Consider the following 15283-nt stretch of genomic DNA (forward strand, 5'->3'; position numbering starts at 1 on the left):
CGCCCTTAAACACGGAACATGTATTCATCGCGCAAATCCCGTAGGGGCGACCCTTGTGGTCGCCCTTAAACACGGAACATGTATTCATCGCGCAAATCCCGTAGGGGCGACCCTTGTGGTCGCCCTTAAACACGGGATATGTATTCATCGCGCAAATCCACAAATGAGGAGTACACAAATCCCGGAGGTGAACCACAAATAAAAGGGCGACCACAAATAAAAGGGTGACCACAAATAAAAGGGCGACCACAAGGGTCGCCCCTACGAGACCTTTCCGAAAGGTTAATTTGTCGCACCTACCAAATCTTCACCCTTTTATCCGGATCCAACCACATTTTATCGCCTTTTTTTATATGGAAGGCCTCATAAAATTCAGGCACATCGGTAAAAGGGCCATTTACCCGCATAAAACCAGGGGCATGTTCGTTGGTGAGGATCTGGCTGGATAATGCCTCCTGCCTTGTTTGCCCAAGCCATCCCAATGAATAACCCAGGAAAAACCGCTGGATCGGGGTTAATCCGTTTATAAGTTTCCCTTCTTTATACTGGTCGGTTTTTTTGAATGCGTCCAGGCCGATCACTATACCGCCCAGATCGGCAATGTTTTCGCCTAAGGTTGCCTTCCCGTTTACATGAAGGCCATAAATACTATAGCCGCTAAACTGATCTATCAGCATTTGGGCACGTTTGGCAAATTTAACCGAATCCTGCGGCAACCACCATCCCTTTAAATTGCCTTTTGCATCAAACTGCCGGCCTTCATCATCAAACCCATGTGTCATCTCGTGCCCTATGGTTGATGCTGCGGCGTAGCCGTAAACTACCGCGTCGTCAACCTCTTCATCCTTAATTCCGGGGATCATAAACTGTGCCGCCGGCAATACAATTTCGTTGTTGGAAGGATTATAATAAGCATTATAGGTTTGGGGGGTAATGCCCCATTCGGTACGGTCAACAGGTTTGCCCAGTTTATTGGCATCATAACGGTGCCAGAAAGTATTGGCCCGCATCACGTTCAATACAAAGGGCCCGCGGTCGATGGTTAGTGTCGAAAAGTCTTTCCAATGGTCGGGAAATCCTACTTTGGGCATTACTTTAGCGAGCTTATCATAAGCCTTTTGTTTGGTTAGCTCGCTCATCCAGTCCAGCTTTTCAATATGTTCCTTAAAGCTGGCGCGCATGGCTTCCACCAAATCAACATAGCGTTTTTTAGTTTTTTCGGGGAAGTATTCTTTGACAAACAACTGGCCCAGCACTTCGCCCATCAAACCGTTTTCGTTATCAATTACTCGTTTCCATCGCGGCAGCTGTTCTTTTACACCATATAATATAGTACCATAAAACCTGAAGTCTTCCTGGTCAAAAGGTTTGCTCAGGTTTGAGGCGAAGGCTGATACCAGGTTTTTGCGCAGGTAATTCTTCCAGTCGTCAATAGAAAATAAGGTAAGCGCTTTATTTAACGCCCGGTAATATTCGGGTTGCCCTACAATTACCGTATCCACATTTTTATAATCCATTTTTTCGAAGGTGCCCTTCCAATCAATAAGCGGGGTAAGTCTGCTTAAGCCGGCCAATGGCATTTTATTGTAGTTATGATAAGGATCGCGAAGGTCTTCCAGTTTGCGACTGCTATCAGCCAAAAACTTCTCCAACTCGTAGGTTCTTTTGGCCGCTGCTGCCGCTGCCTGCTCTAAACCTGATAATTTAAAAACGATGGGCAAATGTTTTTCAAGGTAATCGGTTCGGATGGCCACGCTATGCGGATCGGTATTAAAATAATAATCGCGGTTGGGTAAGCCTATGCCGCCCTGGTACAGTTGCAGCATATTCTTGCCGCTGTTTTTTGCGTCCTGCCCAACCCCGCATGAAATAGGCGTTTCAACCCCTATCGTTTGCAAATGCGCGAACTCATCAACCAGGTCGCTGATGTTTCTGATCTGACCGATCTTATCAAGTTCAGAGATAAGGGGATCGACACCTTGTTTTTCAATATCCACAGTATCCATTCCGCTATAATAAAAATCACCGATCTTTTGCGAACTGGTTCCCTTTTCGGCATTGGCCTTTAACGCTTCAAGGTTTAATTTCTTAAGGCGGTCCCTTAATTCCTCTTCCACCACATTGCCTATACCCCAGGAAGGATAAGCTGCCGGGATCGGATTCCTTTTGAGCCAGGCGCCATTGGCATATTTAAAAAAATCGTCACCAGGTTTTACGGTGGTGTCCATATTTTTTATGATGGCGTCATTTTCGGCGTAGTTCTTTTGGTGGTTGTTACATGAAACAGCCATGCAAGCGCACGCGGTGCTTATCATTATGGCCTTGAAAACATTTTTTTTAGTCATTTGAATAATGTGTGTAGGTAATAAAATACAAGCTTTGTATGAAATAACAGACAAGTCCCGGACAAATACCCCCTATTTTAGGTTCAGTCCGGAATATCGAATAAAAATATCAATGATATGGTCAGTTCTGTTTTATGATTAATAAGTTCAATTGTTATGCTTAAAAAAAATTAAAAAATGGTCATTTATCAAATCTGCAAAAAGGCATTATGGGCATTAATTTACTGTAAATCAGCTGTAAAATTCAGGAATACAAGTATAAACTTTTCAAATACTATATCATAATAGTTAAAAGTAAAATTTTAAGTACACATTATTGAGGCACCACAGCAGCTTACACTTTTGTTGGGCAAATGGCGAAAAATATAGCAGTCAGTCAATTTATGGCTTAACATTTGTTCTAAACCTAACGGCCCTGCAACATCTGTGAAAAAATAAAGATATACATCTACCTATGTAAAAACTTTAAATTGAATTTCTCAGACGCCCAAGCTGAGGTTTTTTTGTTCTTTGTTTTGGGTTTAATCAATAGTTTAAATTAATTAGGGGAAAGGGAGCTTCAAAAAGGCTCTCTTTTTTTATGGTAAATTTTTTACTATGCATGCATAGTATTATGTTTGTATCTAAAATCCACATCATATGTATTTTGAATTTACGGAAGAACAGGAAATGATCCGCCAGGCGGCGCGGGATTTTGCACAAACCGAACTTAAGCCGGGTGTAATTGAGCGCGACGAACACCAGACCTTCCCTGCTGAACAGGTAAAAATGTTGGGCGAACTCGGTTTTTTAGGCATGATGGTAGCGCCCGAATATGGCGGCGCCGGAATGGATGCCATCTCCTACGTTTTGGTAATGGAAGAATTATCAAAGATCGACGCCTCCACTTCCGTTGTTGTTTCTGTTAATAATTCACTGGTATGTTACGGGTTAGAAAAATATGGCAGCGAGGCCCAGAAACAAAAATACCTGGTACCATTAGCTAAAGGCGAAAAAATAGGCGCTTTTTGTTTGTCGGAGCCGGAAGCGGGATCGGACGCCACCTCACAGCGCACCACCGCTATTGATATGGGCGACTATTACCTATTGAACGGCGTAAAAAACTGGATCACCAACGGCAATTCCGCATCTACTTACCTGGTTATTGCGCAAACCGACGCCAGCAAACGCCACCATGGCATCAACGCCTTGATCGTTGACCGCGGCATGGAAGGTTTTACGGTTGGGCATAAAGAGAATAAACTCGGCATCCGCGGTTCTGACACGCATTCATTAATGTTTACTGACGTGAAGGTGCCCAAAGAAAACCGCATCGGCGAAGATGGATTCGGGTTTAAATTTGCCATGAATACTTTGGATGGCGGCCGCATCGGTATCGCTTCACAGGCTTTGGGGATTGCTTCCGGAGCCTATGAGCTGGCGATGGCCTATGCCAAAGAGCGCAAAGCTTTTGGTAAAACCATTGCCGATTTACAGTCCACCCAGTTTAAACTGGCGGATATGGCTACCGAGATAGAGGCTGCCCGCCTGCTATGTCTTAAAGCTGCCTGGTTGAAAGATAAAGGGCTACCCTATGCCCAGGCCAGCTCGATGGCTAAACTCTTTGCATCGGAAGTGGCTATGCGCACTACTGTGGAGGCTGTGCAGATCCATGGCGGATATGGCTTTGTAAAAGAATACCATGTAGAGCGTTTAATGCGCGATGCAAAGATCACCCAGATTTACGAAGGTACCTCCGAAATTCAGCGGATTGTAATATCCCGTGAGGTTTTGAGGTAATCTGATCAAATTTTGATACGTTTGAATATGCTTTTTAAAACACGACATATTCTATCGGCATTATTTATTTTCTCCATAATTCATACCGCATCGGCACAAAGCAAGTTACCAACCGGCATTTGGCGCGGCGCCTTAAAAAACTCAGCAGGCGGCGAACTCCCTTTTAATTTTGAGGTGAGGGATACCGCAGGCGCACAGCAAATGGCTATAATTAATGGCGACGAACACTATAAAGTAACCGACATCAAATCATCAGGCGATTCTGTTTTTATACACATGCCTTTATTTGATTCGGAATTTAAGCTGAAGCTGGATGCAAGCGGCTTAAGCGGCAACTGGATAAAACACCTGGGTACCAGCGATGCTGTAATGGCCTTTACTGCCGTGCCCAATACCACCTGGCGATTTTTTAAAAATGGCGAAAAACCGGCATTTGATATCGGTGGGCGATGGTCGGCTATATTTGGCAGCGGCGACACACGGGATACTTTGGTGGGCGAGTTTAAACAAAGCGGCGCTATATTAACCGGCACCTTTTTAAGCACCAGCGGCGATTACCGCTATTTGGAAGGTACCGTTGCAGGCAACCAAATGTATTTATCATGCTTTGATGGCGGCCATGCCTACATCTTTACCGCAAAAATTAACGACGACAAAACATTAAGCGATGGCAAGCAATATTCAGGCTTTTCGGGGCTGGATACCTGGAGCGCGGTGAAGGATGCTAATGCCAAATTACCGGATGCCTATTCACTCACGGCCTTAAAACCCGGCTATCATCAAATTAATTTTACTTTCAGGGACATTAAGGGCAAACAGGTATCCTTAAGCGATGCCCGCTATAAAAACAAGGTGGTTATTGTACAGATCCTGGGCTCATGGTGCCCTAACTGTATGGACGAAACCAATTATTTTGTAAGCAGCTACTATCCTAAATACCATAATAAAGGGGTAGAGGTGATCGGCCTGGCCTATGAGCGCACAACTGATTTTGCCAAATCGCAACGCACCCTGCAGCAAATGAAAACGCACTTTAATGTGCCCTATCCATTACTGATCACCGGTTTTACCCCTGCTGCCGGCGATCCGCAAAAAAGCTTGCCGATGCTGGCCGATTTTAAGGGCTTCCCCTCCACCATCATCATCGATAAAAAAGGCGAAGTGCGTAAAATTCATACAGGGTTCAGCGGCCCTGGCACCGGCGTTTATTACACCGAGTTTATTGATGAGTTTCAGAAACTGACGGAAGATTTGCTGGCGGAGAAGTAAATGGGTCATTGGTTGGCGGATATGCCAGAACAAGAATTTAAACAAAACATAAAAAACAGGTCATGCTGAACTTGTTTCAGCACCTCACACGCTGAGCCGCGTGCAAAGTAGCCGGGCGCTTAGCCGCCTGTTTGGTAGCAACCTGTCATTCGCTTACCTGTCAGCGGGCTACCTGTCTGTGGGGTCCCGAAACAAGTTCGGGATGACAGGGATGGGTATTTGTAGTTAGGCCATTAGATAGATACTTACCCTCAATAATCCTTCCTTATTTTTTCAGCAGCGAATATGCTATCTGCTTGCTGGCGGGATAAGGTGTCGGTACGCCGGCCTGCTTTATCATGATAATAATAATAGAAAACAGAATCGTTTAGCCGGCCTCTCCCGAATTGAGTTTCAATCATCAACTCCCTTTTATTACCATGCCGGCTTGCAAGGCCATAGTAATCCAACTCCTCTTCTATTGCACAACCAGTTTCAATCCGTATATATTTTTTTTGATGCCCGATCAAACTGTCGGCCGGCTGCCATAGCACCCGCCCTTCGCTGCTTTCTTTTATTTGCCAGTTTGCAGGAATTATTGGTGTGCCGATGCTTCGCCGCGTTGTATTAAATTCCGGCCCGAATTGAGCCTGGCAAACGTTTCTTTTATAAGCTTTGATTTCATTATAACCGTTAAAGCCGAAGACAATAACCATCAATAGTGCACCGAGAAATATCTTTCGTGGCCGTTCAATTCCTTTTAAAATACCATGCACTATATAAGCTATTACCAAAAGTAAAAAGCCTGCAAGTTCAGCAATTAACCAACCAAGGGATATTATTTTAATATAGATCAGTATATAAATCCATAGCAAAATAAAAAGGATTGCAAAGCAAAAATACAGGGTTTTAAATATTTTCATGGTCAAGTAAAAGGCTTAGCCGGTTTAGGGCAACTCAAATCTAACTAAATAATATAGATATAATTGATTTAGATAGATAAGGTAATGCTTATAATCCAACCAACGACTCAATGACGTTCCTTGTCTCACCTGTTATCCGTCAGCCCACCACACCATGCTTCGAGAACCTCAGCATGACACCGCCACACACCAGAGTATATCAATCCCCCCAAACCAATGACTCAATGACCTAATGACTTCGTGACTAAAAATTCAATCAATTTTTCAACCGCCCTGGCACGGTGGCTGATGCTGTTCTTTTCATCCATACTCATTTCAGCAAAGGTGATGTTGTAGCCATCAGGCTGAAATATAGGATCGTATCCGAAGCCTTTTGAGCCGGAGCGTTCGTGGCGGATGGTGCCTTCTACTGTGCCTTCAAAAAAATGTTCTTCGCCATTCCATATCAGCGAGATCAGGGTGCTGAAACGGGCTTTGCGGTTGGTTGTACCTGCCAGCAGGGCCAACACTTTATCCATATTGGCTTCATGGTCGCCGTGGGTACCTGCATACCTGGCCGAGTAAACGCCGGGTTCGCCGTTTAGTGCATCAACCTCAAGGCCGCTGTCATCGCCAAAACAATCCAGTTTATATTTTTGGTAGATATAATGGCTTTTTATAGCTGCGTTTTCCCTGAAGGTATGCCCCGTTTCGGGGATCTCGTCCTGGCAGCCAATATCGTTAAGGGTTAACAATTTTATCTGGTCGCCAACTTTGGCCGCCACTTCATCCAGTTTATGGCGATTATTGGTTGCAAAAACTAATTGCCGCATGGTATTACCATTGTTTCATTTGTTCCCAAAATACTTTTTTCATGTCGTTGTTATCCATCATTTCATCAAAACTAAAAGTGAATAAGGTGCGGGCGTAATTTACCAGTGCCTGTTGATTAACCGCCGGGGCTACAAGCCCTTTCGGCAGGGCGTGGCTGCCCAGTATCAACAATTTTTGGGGTTTAAAATAAGTTGCCAGTTGCTCAAATACTGTTTCCTTGTAATTGGCCAGGTTCAATATCGCTACATCATCCAGTTCAAAACCCAGTCGTTTAAGCGTATTTTCAAGCGCGGTTAAATAGGGAGCCGGCATAGCTTCAAGTCCTGGGTAAAAAACCAGGATCAGGCATTGTTTTTTATACTTGCCCAGGTAATTAAAATTAAGCGCAGGCGTTTCAATTTGGTGTACAGGCGCTTGTAAAACAGGTTCAGGCACAGGTGCAGGTATTTCGGCAACAGGTTTAACTATTTTGTCATTATTTAACAGGTAAAGGTCATCCTGGAGTATAAAACTAAAAGCAACAGGGTTTTCTATTCTCACTTTAACAAATTTTAACAAAAGTAACTAAACAGTTTGACGCATTATCAGCATATTCGCACAATTATAGCTGCCGCTAATCAATTCCGGTTAAAAATGCAGTCATAATTAATAAATTTTACCGAAATTCGGAGTTTTTAACGCGCCCGGCAAACCGGGTTCAGTTTTATTAGTATCGAGATACATGAGAAAGTTTGGGTTAGTCTTTTTAAGTTTTACATTATTCATATCCTTTGCCCGTGCGCAACAAAAGCATACGCTTGATAAAATAGCGGCGGTAGTGGGTGGCAGCATTATCCTGCAATCGGATATTGAGTTAAAATATGCCACTTACCTTGCACAGGGCAGTCCCGCAAACCCTGTTGTAAAATGCCAGATAGCGCAAAGTTTTGTTACACAAAAACTATTGGCGGCGCAGGCCATTATTGATAGTATTGATGTGAAGGATGATGAAGTTGACGCGGATATTGACCGCCGTATGCGGGGCATGATTGCGCGTGCCGGCAGCCAGGACAGGCTTGAGCAATTTTTGGGCCGCTCCGTTATTCAATATAAGGACGAAATACGCCCTGACATTAAGGAAGAGCTGATCGCTCAAAAAATGCAGCAAAAAATCACTTCCGATGTTAACACCACTCCGGAGGACATAAAAAAATTCTTTAATACCATCCCTAAAGATAGCCTGCCAACCTTTAACAAAACAGTTGAGGTGGGCGAGATCCAATTTAACCCCAAATTAAACGAAACTGAAAAAGCCTATTTCCGTGGCAAAGCGCAGGACCTGCTTGACCGCGTAAAAAAAGGGGAAGATATGGGTGCTTTGGCACGCTTGTATTCACAGGATCCAGGTTCGTCGTTACAGGGCGGTGATATGGGCTTTGCCGACCGCAGCACCTATGTAAAAGAATTTACCGCCTGGGCCTTCAGGCTTAAAGCAGGCGAACTTTCGCCGGTATTTGAAACGGAGTTTGGCTTTCACTTTTTACAGGTGCTTGAACGGCGCGGCGAACAGGTACACGTTAGACACATCCTGATCATCCCAACGGTAACTGATGCCAGCCTGCAAAGGGCAAAGGCAAAAGCCGATAGTGTTTTTGACTTTTTGACAAAGAATAATAAGATATCATTTTCAAATGCTGCCGCCTATTACTCAGACAATAAAGAAACCAAATATAACGGCGGTATGATGCTGAATGCATCTGACGTTGAAACCCGCACCACCTATATCCCAACAGATAAGCTTGATCCGCAGGCGGCGTTGGTGGTGGATACCATGAAAGTGGGCAGCATGTCAAAACCCCTGCTGTTTACAGATGCGGCCGGTAAAAAGACTTATAAGATTTTGTACCTTAAATCAAGCACCAACGCCCATAAGGCTAACCTGGTGGATGATTATCCAAAAATAAAGGAATATGCCACCAACGATAAAATTAACCGTAAGGTGAGCGAGTGGTTCCAAAAAAGGCGTAAACAAACTTTCATTAAGATCGATCCGGAATACCAGCAGTGCACCAATATGAAAGGATGGGCAAGCCCTGTTGACGAGAGTATGGTAACTACCACCCCGGCAGAAGTAAAACCTTAACCATATATGCAACACCGTACCGAAGTAGAGGCTGCTGATGCTTTAAGGCACGCTTATCAGCAAATAAGCGCCGAAATAGGCAAAGTAATTGTAGGTCAGCAGGAAGTACTAAAATTTGTACTGATCTCTATTTTTAGTAACGGGCATTGTTTGCTGGTTGGCGTACCTGGTTTAGCTAAAACCCTGCTGGTGCAAACCGTGGCACAGGTATTGGACCTTGATTTTAAACGTATCCAGTTTACCCCCGACCTGATGCCTTCGGACATCATCGGTTCGGAGATTTTGGGCGAGGACCGTAATTTTAAATTTATACCGGGCCCGGTATTTGCAAATATCATCCTGGCTGATGAGATCAACCGCACCCCGCCAAAAACACAGGCCGCCCTGCTGGAGGCCATGATGGAAAAATCGGTTACCGCAGCGGGTATTACCCATCGGCTCGCCCAACCCTTTTTTGTGTTAGCAACACAAAACCCTATTGAGCAGGAAGGCACCTATCCGCTGCCCGAGGCACAGCTTGATCGTTTCATGTTTAACGTCGCTCTTGATTACCCGACTTTCCAGGAAGAATTGCTGGTGGTTAAGAACACAACGAGTACCCAAAAAACAGAAGTAAGAAAATTACTCAGCGCTGAACAGATCATCTACTTTCAGCAATTGGTGAGGAATATCCCGGTTACCGATCATGTGCTTGAATATGCGGTTAAACTGGTGGCCAAAACCCGCCCTAACGGCGAAATGGCTGCCCCGCAGGTAAAACGTTTATTAAACTGGGGCGCCGGCCCGCGTGCTTCGCAATTTTTGATATTGGGCGCTAAATGCCATGCGGTAATTAATGGCAAGTACGCCCCGGATATTGAAGATGTACAGGCCATTGCCAAACCCATATTGCGCCACCGCATTGTACGCAGCTACCATGCCGAAGCCGAAGGGCTGTCTGCTGATGATATCATCGAAGGGCTTTTTTAATTGCGGAATGCTAACTGCCGATTGCCGAATGAGCTTTATCTGCAAAGGGAGTTTTAGATGCTCTGGTGCTCACAATCCAATAATTCCTGCCCTTTTATCTCCGGCTTTAAAATGGATAAAAGCTTCAGCAGCCTTAACGCCGGCTTCCAGCCCCCTGAATTCTTCCAGCGGTTTAAAATAATTATTATAGGTATTTATAGGATCCTGCGTTTGGTGTGCAAACATAGCCTGCTTTTTCTTTTCCTGTTCAGCGGTGATATCTACATAATCAGTCGGCGTAAAGGCCATGGTTTCAACACCGGTATTAACTTCATAAAAATAGAGGTCGAACTTTCGCCCTGACCGAACCCAGGCCGTGAGGCCCAGCAACCCTGTAACCTGGTGATCAGGGTGTGCGTCAACAGGCCATTGCGTAAAAACAATATCAGGGGTTAATGCCGCCAGCATTTGTGTTGCTTTGTCATTCCATTCTTTATCCAATATACTATTGCCGTCAATCTGCCCGGCAAATTGTGGTGTCGCGTTAACTATTTTGCAGGCGGTTTCTGCTTCTTTGGTACGTAATGCGGCCATTTGCGCATAGGTTTTATTTGGATCACTGGCCTCGCCCCGGGTAAGGTATAAAAAAGTGACCGTGTGGCCCGCTTCGCTGTATTTAGCCATGGTGCCGCCGCAGCCAAACTCAGGGTCGCCGGGATGGGCGCCCAGGCAAACGATATTCAGCCTTTTATCGCCGGTGCTTATCTGCTTCAGCGGTTTGATTGGTTTTGCATCCGCTCTGGTCATCGGCGCAATAGTAAGCCCACCTAATGCCAATGCCGAGAGTTTAATAAAATCGCGCCGGGCCGGCTTGTTTTTTTCCATGGATTAAATGTAGATTAATTCTGCCGGACTTTGGAAATCTATTAAATTGCAGCCAATAAACCATTACCAAATGAGGCCAACCAAAGTCCAACCCGTTTCCGGGTTCATATTATTGATATTTTTTGCCTGTTCAGCAATTGCAGGAATTAGTAAAACACACCCAAAGGGCCGCGACACTGTCTTCTCCCCCCAATCTGTCCTCAAAATAATGAAACGCGTTGGCGACTGGCAATTGCAATACTGGTAAACCAAAGGCTTCACCCATAAAAAAACCGACTGGACAAATGCCGCCTTGTATACAGGCATTTTTGACCTGAGCAAGACAAGCGGCGATGAAAAGTATGATAACAAGCTAATAGAAATTGGTAACGATATAAACTGGAGCACTGGTAACAACCGGCTGATGGCCGATGATTATTGTGTTGGGCAAACCTACTCGCTGCTGTATATGAAATACAAAAGGCCCGAAATGATTGCCCCGTTTCAACACCTGGCTGATAGTATGGTTACCCTGCCATTTAATGAATCGCTGGAGTGGAAGAATAACATCCAGAACCGCGAATGGGCCTGGTGCGATGCCCTGTTTATGGGTCCAACGGCACTGGCTTATTTATCATCTGCCACCGGCGACCTTAAATACTTGGACAAAGCAACTTCCCTCTGGTGGAAAACCACAGCATACTTGTACGACCCACAGGCCCATCTTTACTCGAGGGATGGCAGTTACCTGGACAAGAAAGAAAAGAATGGTGAAAAAGTATTTTGGTCGAGGGGAAATGGATGGGTATTGGCTGGGCTGGCAAGAGTATTGGAAAACATGCCTGCCAATTATACCAGGAGGGAAAAGTTTGTTACCCTGTTTAAAGATATTGCGTCTAAGATCGCCTCCCTACAGCAACCCGACGGCAGCTGGCACGCTTCATTGCTCGACCCGGCGAGCTATCCCATTAAAGAATGCAGTGGCACAGGCTTCTATTGTTATGCAATATTATGGGGTATTAACAACGGCGTGTTAAACAAACAGGAATATCTGCCGGTAGCTAAAAAAGCCTGGATGGCAATGGTTACTGCCGTTAAGCCGGATGGAATGGTAGGGTATGTACAACCCATAGGAGGTAGTCCGGATAAAGTAACGAAAGATAGCAACGAGGTTTACGGTACGGGGGCTTTTTTACTTGCAGGCGCGCAACTTTACCAATACCTGGATAAGCATTAAGGAAACCTATAAACTGAAGGTTGCAGGAATCCTGTAGGAATAATTAAATAATATATAAAATTGGGGCGGGAGAAAACTGGCTAGCATCCGGCTTCTTTATTTATAGGCCCGATAAGAGAAAAACACGGTAATTAAAACGATCAGGAAAATAATTACCCCGCGGAGCACATTTTGATTTAACCTGCGCGCATAATAAGCGCCCGCATAACCACCGATCGTGGTAGCAATAAGCATAATACAGGTTTGTGTCCACCAGATCTTGCCGGATATAATGAACACAACCACTGCTATTGAATTTGCCGCACCCACCAGCAAAGTTTTATTTACGTTAATGAGTTTGATATCCGTAAAGCCGAAAACACTCCATACGGCCATCATCATAATGCCTGCGCCGCCGCCAAAATAACCACCGTAGATCCCTAAAACAAATTGGGTGATAATCAGGGAACTGCGGCTGATCGTAAACTTTCTTTGCAGCAAACGACCCGCCTGTTTACCAAAAATAAACGTAACCGAGCCCAACAGGATCAACCAGGGGATGATCTTATCAAAATTTCTAGCGGGTGTAAGGATCAGCAGGAACGCGCCAATACAGCCACCTGTTAGCGAAATAATGATCAGCGTTTTTAAAGAGATCTTTTCAAAACTTTTGAAATCTTCGCGATAGGCATATATACTGGCCAGGCTGCCCGGGAATAAAGCAACTGTGCTGGATGCATTTGCCTGTACAGACGGCAAACCGGCATAAATTAATACAGGCATGCTGATAAAGGTTCCGCCACCCGCCACGGCATTGATCATTCCGGCAAATAACCCGGCTGCCAATAAAAACAGATCGGTATACACGCCTGATGTTGACGAAAATATATTACCCGATAACAGGGCTAAATGGACCATCAACATATTTCATTTTCCCATAAAGGGAAACGGTTAATGGCGCAAAGATGCAAAATATAGCTTTTTCAATCTCAACAATAAAGTCACAAAAAATTATTAAAATATCGGCGCTAATTGTTTTTATTTGCAGGACAAACCATTGTTGACTATTTTATTTAAATATAACCCATTATGAGCGATCTAACAGAAAACGATAAATTGAAGGCTGAACAGTTAGCCCGTGTAATTGACCTGAATGCAAAACTTTTAAGTAATGCCGCTTCAACCTATGCCTATAATAAAATAAACAACCTGCTGCTGATGCAGGTGCTTGCAAAAATCGAAAACCGCGACCTGGAAGAGATCCGTAATAATGTGGAAAGGTACATAGCCCAGTTTACGGACGAGTATCTGAAGAAGAATTCGTGAGTTAGAGATTGGAGATAAGAGATTAGATTTGTTTTACGTTGGAAAGTTGTAATGTTATGGTAAGATACTTTTCAGATCGTTTAAATAATCCTGATTTTGATCAATTTCCTGATGGTTTTGATTATGCAACGTGATCAGCGTATCACGGCGTTTAAAATACGGCTTTAGCTTTAACGACGAACCATAATAAATCACCTCATCTTTATCGCCGTGAAATATGATGACTGGCGCTGTGATGTGCGGGATATATTGATAAGTATTGATTTGATATTTTAAGATGAAGCCGGGCAGCCAGGGATAATATTTGTGCACCATATCCGGAAGACTATAGTATGGTGCAAGAAGAATTAGCTTTTGGGGATGATGCTGCGACGCCAGCCAGGCTGCGGGGCCGGTCCCGATAGAATACCCTAAAATAATAATGTGATCTTCCGGATAATTTGGTTTGATAAAAGCGTAAGCTGTGTTCACTGCATCAAAAAGTTGCTTCATGGATGACAAATGCCCGGTGCTTTTACCGTATCCGGGATAATCCATCATAAAAACATCATAGCCCAACGCATTATAGTATTTTGCAACATCGCTCCACGATTGAAGGTCGCCACCATTACCATGCAAATAAAAGATAAGCCCTTTTGAGTTGACTGCTGTGAATAAACAAGCGCTTAAGGTATTGCCATCGATTGTTTTTATGGCATATTCATGAAAAGGGGTTTGAAAACTAAACCTGTATCCCGCAGGTAAGCGTGAACCCGGAAAAATGATTTTATCCTGTTTGAAATAGAGAACGCTGCAAATGGCCAGGTAAATACAGGCACAGATACCGGCTATCCAAAGAAGTACTTTGTAAAACACTTTCATATACAGGCTAATTAAGGATATAGACTGCTATAAAATTAAGGATATAAAACGCCAAAAGCCCTACTGCAGGATCAAGTAATTCGCAGGGTCCACCACGGTAGCCCCTACGGTTGTTAAAAAAGGCTATAAAACAAGAAACCCCTAGTTGTTTAGAACTAAGGGTCTTGATAAGATTTGGCACCGACCTACTCTCCCACATTTTACTGCAGTACCATCGGCTCTGGCGGGCTTAACTTCTCTGTTCGGAATGGGAAGAGGTGGACACCGCCGATATAGGCACCTGAATTTCTTTTGAGCTAAAAGCTCAAGGCTGAAAGCATAAAGCTTTTTTGCCAATTCATTTATTTTGATAGTTCAAAAGCTTTTTGCTTTACGCTTTTAGCTTTTTGCTATCTCAAACATAATTGAAAGAAGTAAGTAGATTGAGAAAACAACAATATTAGTTTGTTCATGGTTGATAGTTCATGGTTCATGGCACATATTACTATGAACTATGATCCATTTGCTATCAACCATTTAATTACCTGCTATGAGAAAGCTTCGGGCGATTAGTATTACTTGGCTATGATGTCACCACCTTTATACCTGTAACCTATCAACGTAGTAGTCTGCTACGACCCTCAATGGAAGTCTCATCTTGTGGCTAGTTTCGCACTTAGATGCTTTCAGCGCTTATCTATTCCCAACGTAGCTACTCTGCAATACAGCTGGCGCCATAACAGATTCACCAGAGGTTAGTCCAACCCGGTCCTCTCGTACTAAGGTCAGCCCCACTCAAACTTCCTGCGCCCACAACAGATAGGGACCGAACTGTCTCGCGACGTTCTGAACCCAGCTC

At 44.2% G+C, this 15283-nt stretch carries 12 protein-coding genes, 2 rRNA genes and 1 pseudogene; 6 read left to right on the forward strand and 9 right to left on the reverse strand.

Annotated elements, in window-relative coordinates:
* Nucleotides 1-296 precede the first annotated feature (296 nt).
* The gene (locus QZY09_RS13855) at nt 297-2345 is read right to left on the reverse strand and encodes a M13 family metallopeptidase (protein WP_295673290.1); all 2049 of its coding nucleotides are present in this window, start codon (nt 2343-2345) and stop codon (nt 297-299) included.
* A gap of 639 nt (nt 2346-2984) precedes the next feature.
* On the opposite strand from QZY09_RS13855, the gene QZY09_RS13860 reads away from it, so the two are divergent.
* Nucleotides 2985-4124 carry an acyl-CoA dehydrogenase gene (locus tag QZY09_RS13860; RefSeq protein ID WP_295673292.1) on the forward strand — a complete coding sequence of 380 codons (1140 nt, stop codon included), beginning with the start codon at nt 2985-2987 and terminating at the stop codon, nt 4122-4124.
* 27 nt (nt 4125-4151) lie between these two features.
* Nucleotides 4152-5393 (forward strand): peroxiredoxin, encoded by a 1242-nt coding sequence (locus QZY09_RS13865; protein ID WP_295673293.1) that lies wholly within the window; start codon nt 4152-4154, stop codon nt 5391-5393.
* A 251-nt stretch (nt 5394-5644) separates the two neighbouring features.
* Here the strand turns inward: QZY09_RS13865 and QZY09_RS13870 are convergent, their stop codons facing one another.
* The 3 genes from QZY09_RS13870 to QZY09_RS13880 form a co-directional block, all read right to left on the reverse strand.
* On the reverse strand, nt 5645-6295 hold the full coding sequence (locus QZY09_RS13870) for a hypothetical protein (protein WP_295673295.1): 651 nt from the start codon (nt 6293-6295) through the stop codon (nt 5645-5647).
* A gap of 221 nt (nt 6296-6516) precedes the next feature.
* Nucleotides 6517-7107 carry a non-canonical purine NTP diphosphatase gene (locus QZY09_RS13875; protein ID WP_295673296.1) on the reverse strand — a complete coding sequence of 197 codons (591 nt, stop codon included), beginning with the start codon at nt 7105-7107 and terminating at the stop codon, nt 6517-6519.
* A 4-nt stretch (nt 7108-7111) separates the two neighbouring features.
* Complete coding sequence (locus tag QZY09_RS13880; protein ID WP_295673297.1) at nt 7112-7648, reverse strand: hypothetical protein; 537 nt, start codon at nt 7646-7648, stop codon at nt 7112-7114.
* Between the two features lie 181 nt (nt 7649-7829).
* Here QZY09_RS13880 and QZY09_RS13885 point away from each other — a divergent pair, with 181 nt between their 5' ends.
* Together QZY09_RS13885 and QZY09_RS13890 are read left to right on the forward strand one after the other, a co-directional pair.
* Nucleotides 7830-9230, forward strand: a complete 1401-nt coding sequence (locus QZY09_RS13885; protein WP_295673299.1) for a peptidylprolyl isomerase — start codon at nt 7830-7832, stop codon at nt 9228-9230.
* Between the two features lie 6 nt (nt 9231-9236).
* On the forward strand, nt 9237-10199 hold the full coding sequence (locus tag QZY09_RS13890) for an AAA family ATPase (protein ID WP_295673300.1): 963 nt from the start codon (nt 9237-9239) through the stop codon (nt 10197-10199).
* 69 nt (nt 10200-10268) lie between these two features.
* On the opposite strand, the gene QZY09_RS13895 is transcribed toward QZY09_RS13890, so the two are convergent.
* Entirely contained in the window at nt 10269-11063 is a 795-nt protein-coding gene (locus QZY09_RS13895; protein ID WP_295673301.1) for a PIG-L deacetylase family protein, read from the reverse strand.
* A 277-nt stretch (nt 11064-11340) separates the two neighbouring features.
* Here QZY09_RS13895 and QZY09_RS13900 point away from each other — a divergent pair.
* Nucleotides 11341-12279 (forward strand): annotated as a pseudogene (locus QZY09_RS13900) (glycoside hydrolase family 105 protein); the annotation flags it as partial.
* 96 nt (nt 12280-12375) lie between these two features.
* Here QZY09_RS13900 and QZY09_RS13905 read toward each other — a convergent pair.
* The gene (locus tag QZY09_RS13905) at nt 12376-13176 is read right to left on the reverse strand and encodes a sulfite exporter TauE/SafE family protein (RefSeq protein WP_295673303.1); all 801 of its coding nucleotides are present in this window, start codon (nt 13174-13176) and stop codon (nt 12376-12378) included.
* 171 nt (nt 13177-13347) lie between these two features.
* Between QZY09_RS13905 and QZY09_RS13910 the strand changes: the two genes are divergently transcribed.
* A complete protein-coding gene (locus QZY09_RS13910) occupies nt 13348-13584 on the forward strand; it encodes a hypothetical protein (RefSeq protein ID WP_295673304.1) in 237 nt (78 codons plus the stop codon).
* A gap of 54 nt (nt 13585-13638) precedes the next feature.
* On the opposite strand, the gene QZY09_RS13915 is transcribed toward QZY09_RS13910, so the two are convergent.
* The 3 genes from QZY09_RS13915 to QZY09_RS13925 form a co-directional block, all read right to left on the reverse strand.
* Entirely contained in the window at nt 13639-14445 is an 807-nt protein-coding gene (locus tag QZY09_RS13915; RefSeq protein WP_295673306.1) for an alpha/beta fold hydrolase, read from the reverse strand.
* Between the two features lie 172 nt (nt 14446-14617).
* A 5S ribosomal RNA gene (gene rrf, locus QZY09_RS13920) occupies nt 14618-14729 on the reverse strand.
* A 244-nt stretch (nt 14730-14973) separates the two neighbouring features.
* Nucleotides 14974-15283 (reverse strand): 23S ribosomal RNA (locus QZY09_RS13925); the annotation flags it as partial.

Source organism: uncultured Mucilaginibacter sp. (assembly GCF_903913935.1).
Lineage (GTDB): Bacteria > Bacteroidota > Bacteroidia > Sphingobacteriales > Sphingobacteriaceae > Mucilaginibacter.

What these genes read in the sequence shown, in the direction of transcription:
- QZY09_RS13855 (WP_295673290.1), bottom strand. Translation starts at nt 2,345, where the DNA reads ATGACTAAAAAAAATGTTTTCAAGGCCATAATGATAAGCACCGCGTGC.
- QZY09_RS13860 (WP_295673292.1), top strand. Translation starts at nt 2,985, where the DNA reads ATGTATTTTGAATTTACGGAAGAACAGGAAATGATCCGCCAGGCGGCG.
- QZY09_RS13890 (WP_295673300.1), top strand. Translation starts at nt 9,237, where the DNA reads ATGCAACACCGTACCGAAGTAGAGGCTGCTGATGCTTTAAGGCACGCT.
- QZY09_RS13915 (WP_295673306.1), bottom strand. Translation starts at nt 14,445, where the DNA reads ATGAAAGTGTTTTACAAAGTACTTCTTTGGATAGCCGGTATCTGTGCC.
- QZY09_RS13910 (WP_295673304.1), top strand. Translation starts at nt 13,348, where the DNA reads ATGAGCGATCTAACAGAAAACGATAAATTGAAGGCTGAACAGTTAGCC.
- QZY09_RS13870 (WP_295673295.1), bottom strand. Translation starts at nt 6,295, where the DNA reads ATGAAAATATTTAAAACCCTGTATTTTTGCTTTGCAATCCTTTTTATT.
- QZY09_RS13895 (WP_295673301.1), bottom strand. Translation starts at nt 11,063, where the DNA reads ATGGAAAAAAACAAGCCGGCCCGGCGCGATTTTATTAAACTCTCGGCA.
- QZY09_RS13885 (WP_295673299.1), top strand. Translation starts at nt 7,830, where the DNA reads ATGAGAAAGTTTGGGTTAGTCTTTTTAAGTTTTACATTATTCATATCC.
- QZY09_RS13865 (WP_295673293.1), top strand. Translation starts at nt 4,152, where the DNA reads ATGCTTTTTAAAACACGACATATTCTATCGGCATTATTTATTTTCTCC.
- QZY09_RS13905 (WP_295673303.1), bottom strand. Translation starts at nt 13,176, where the DNA reads ATGGTCCATTTAGCCCTGTTATCGGGTAATATATTTTCGTCAACATCA.
- QZY09_RS13875 (WP_295673296.1), bottom strand. Translation starts at nt 7,107, where the DNA reads ATGCGGCAATTAGTTTTTGCAACCAATAATCGCCATAAACTGGATGAA.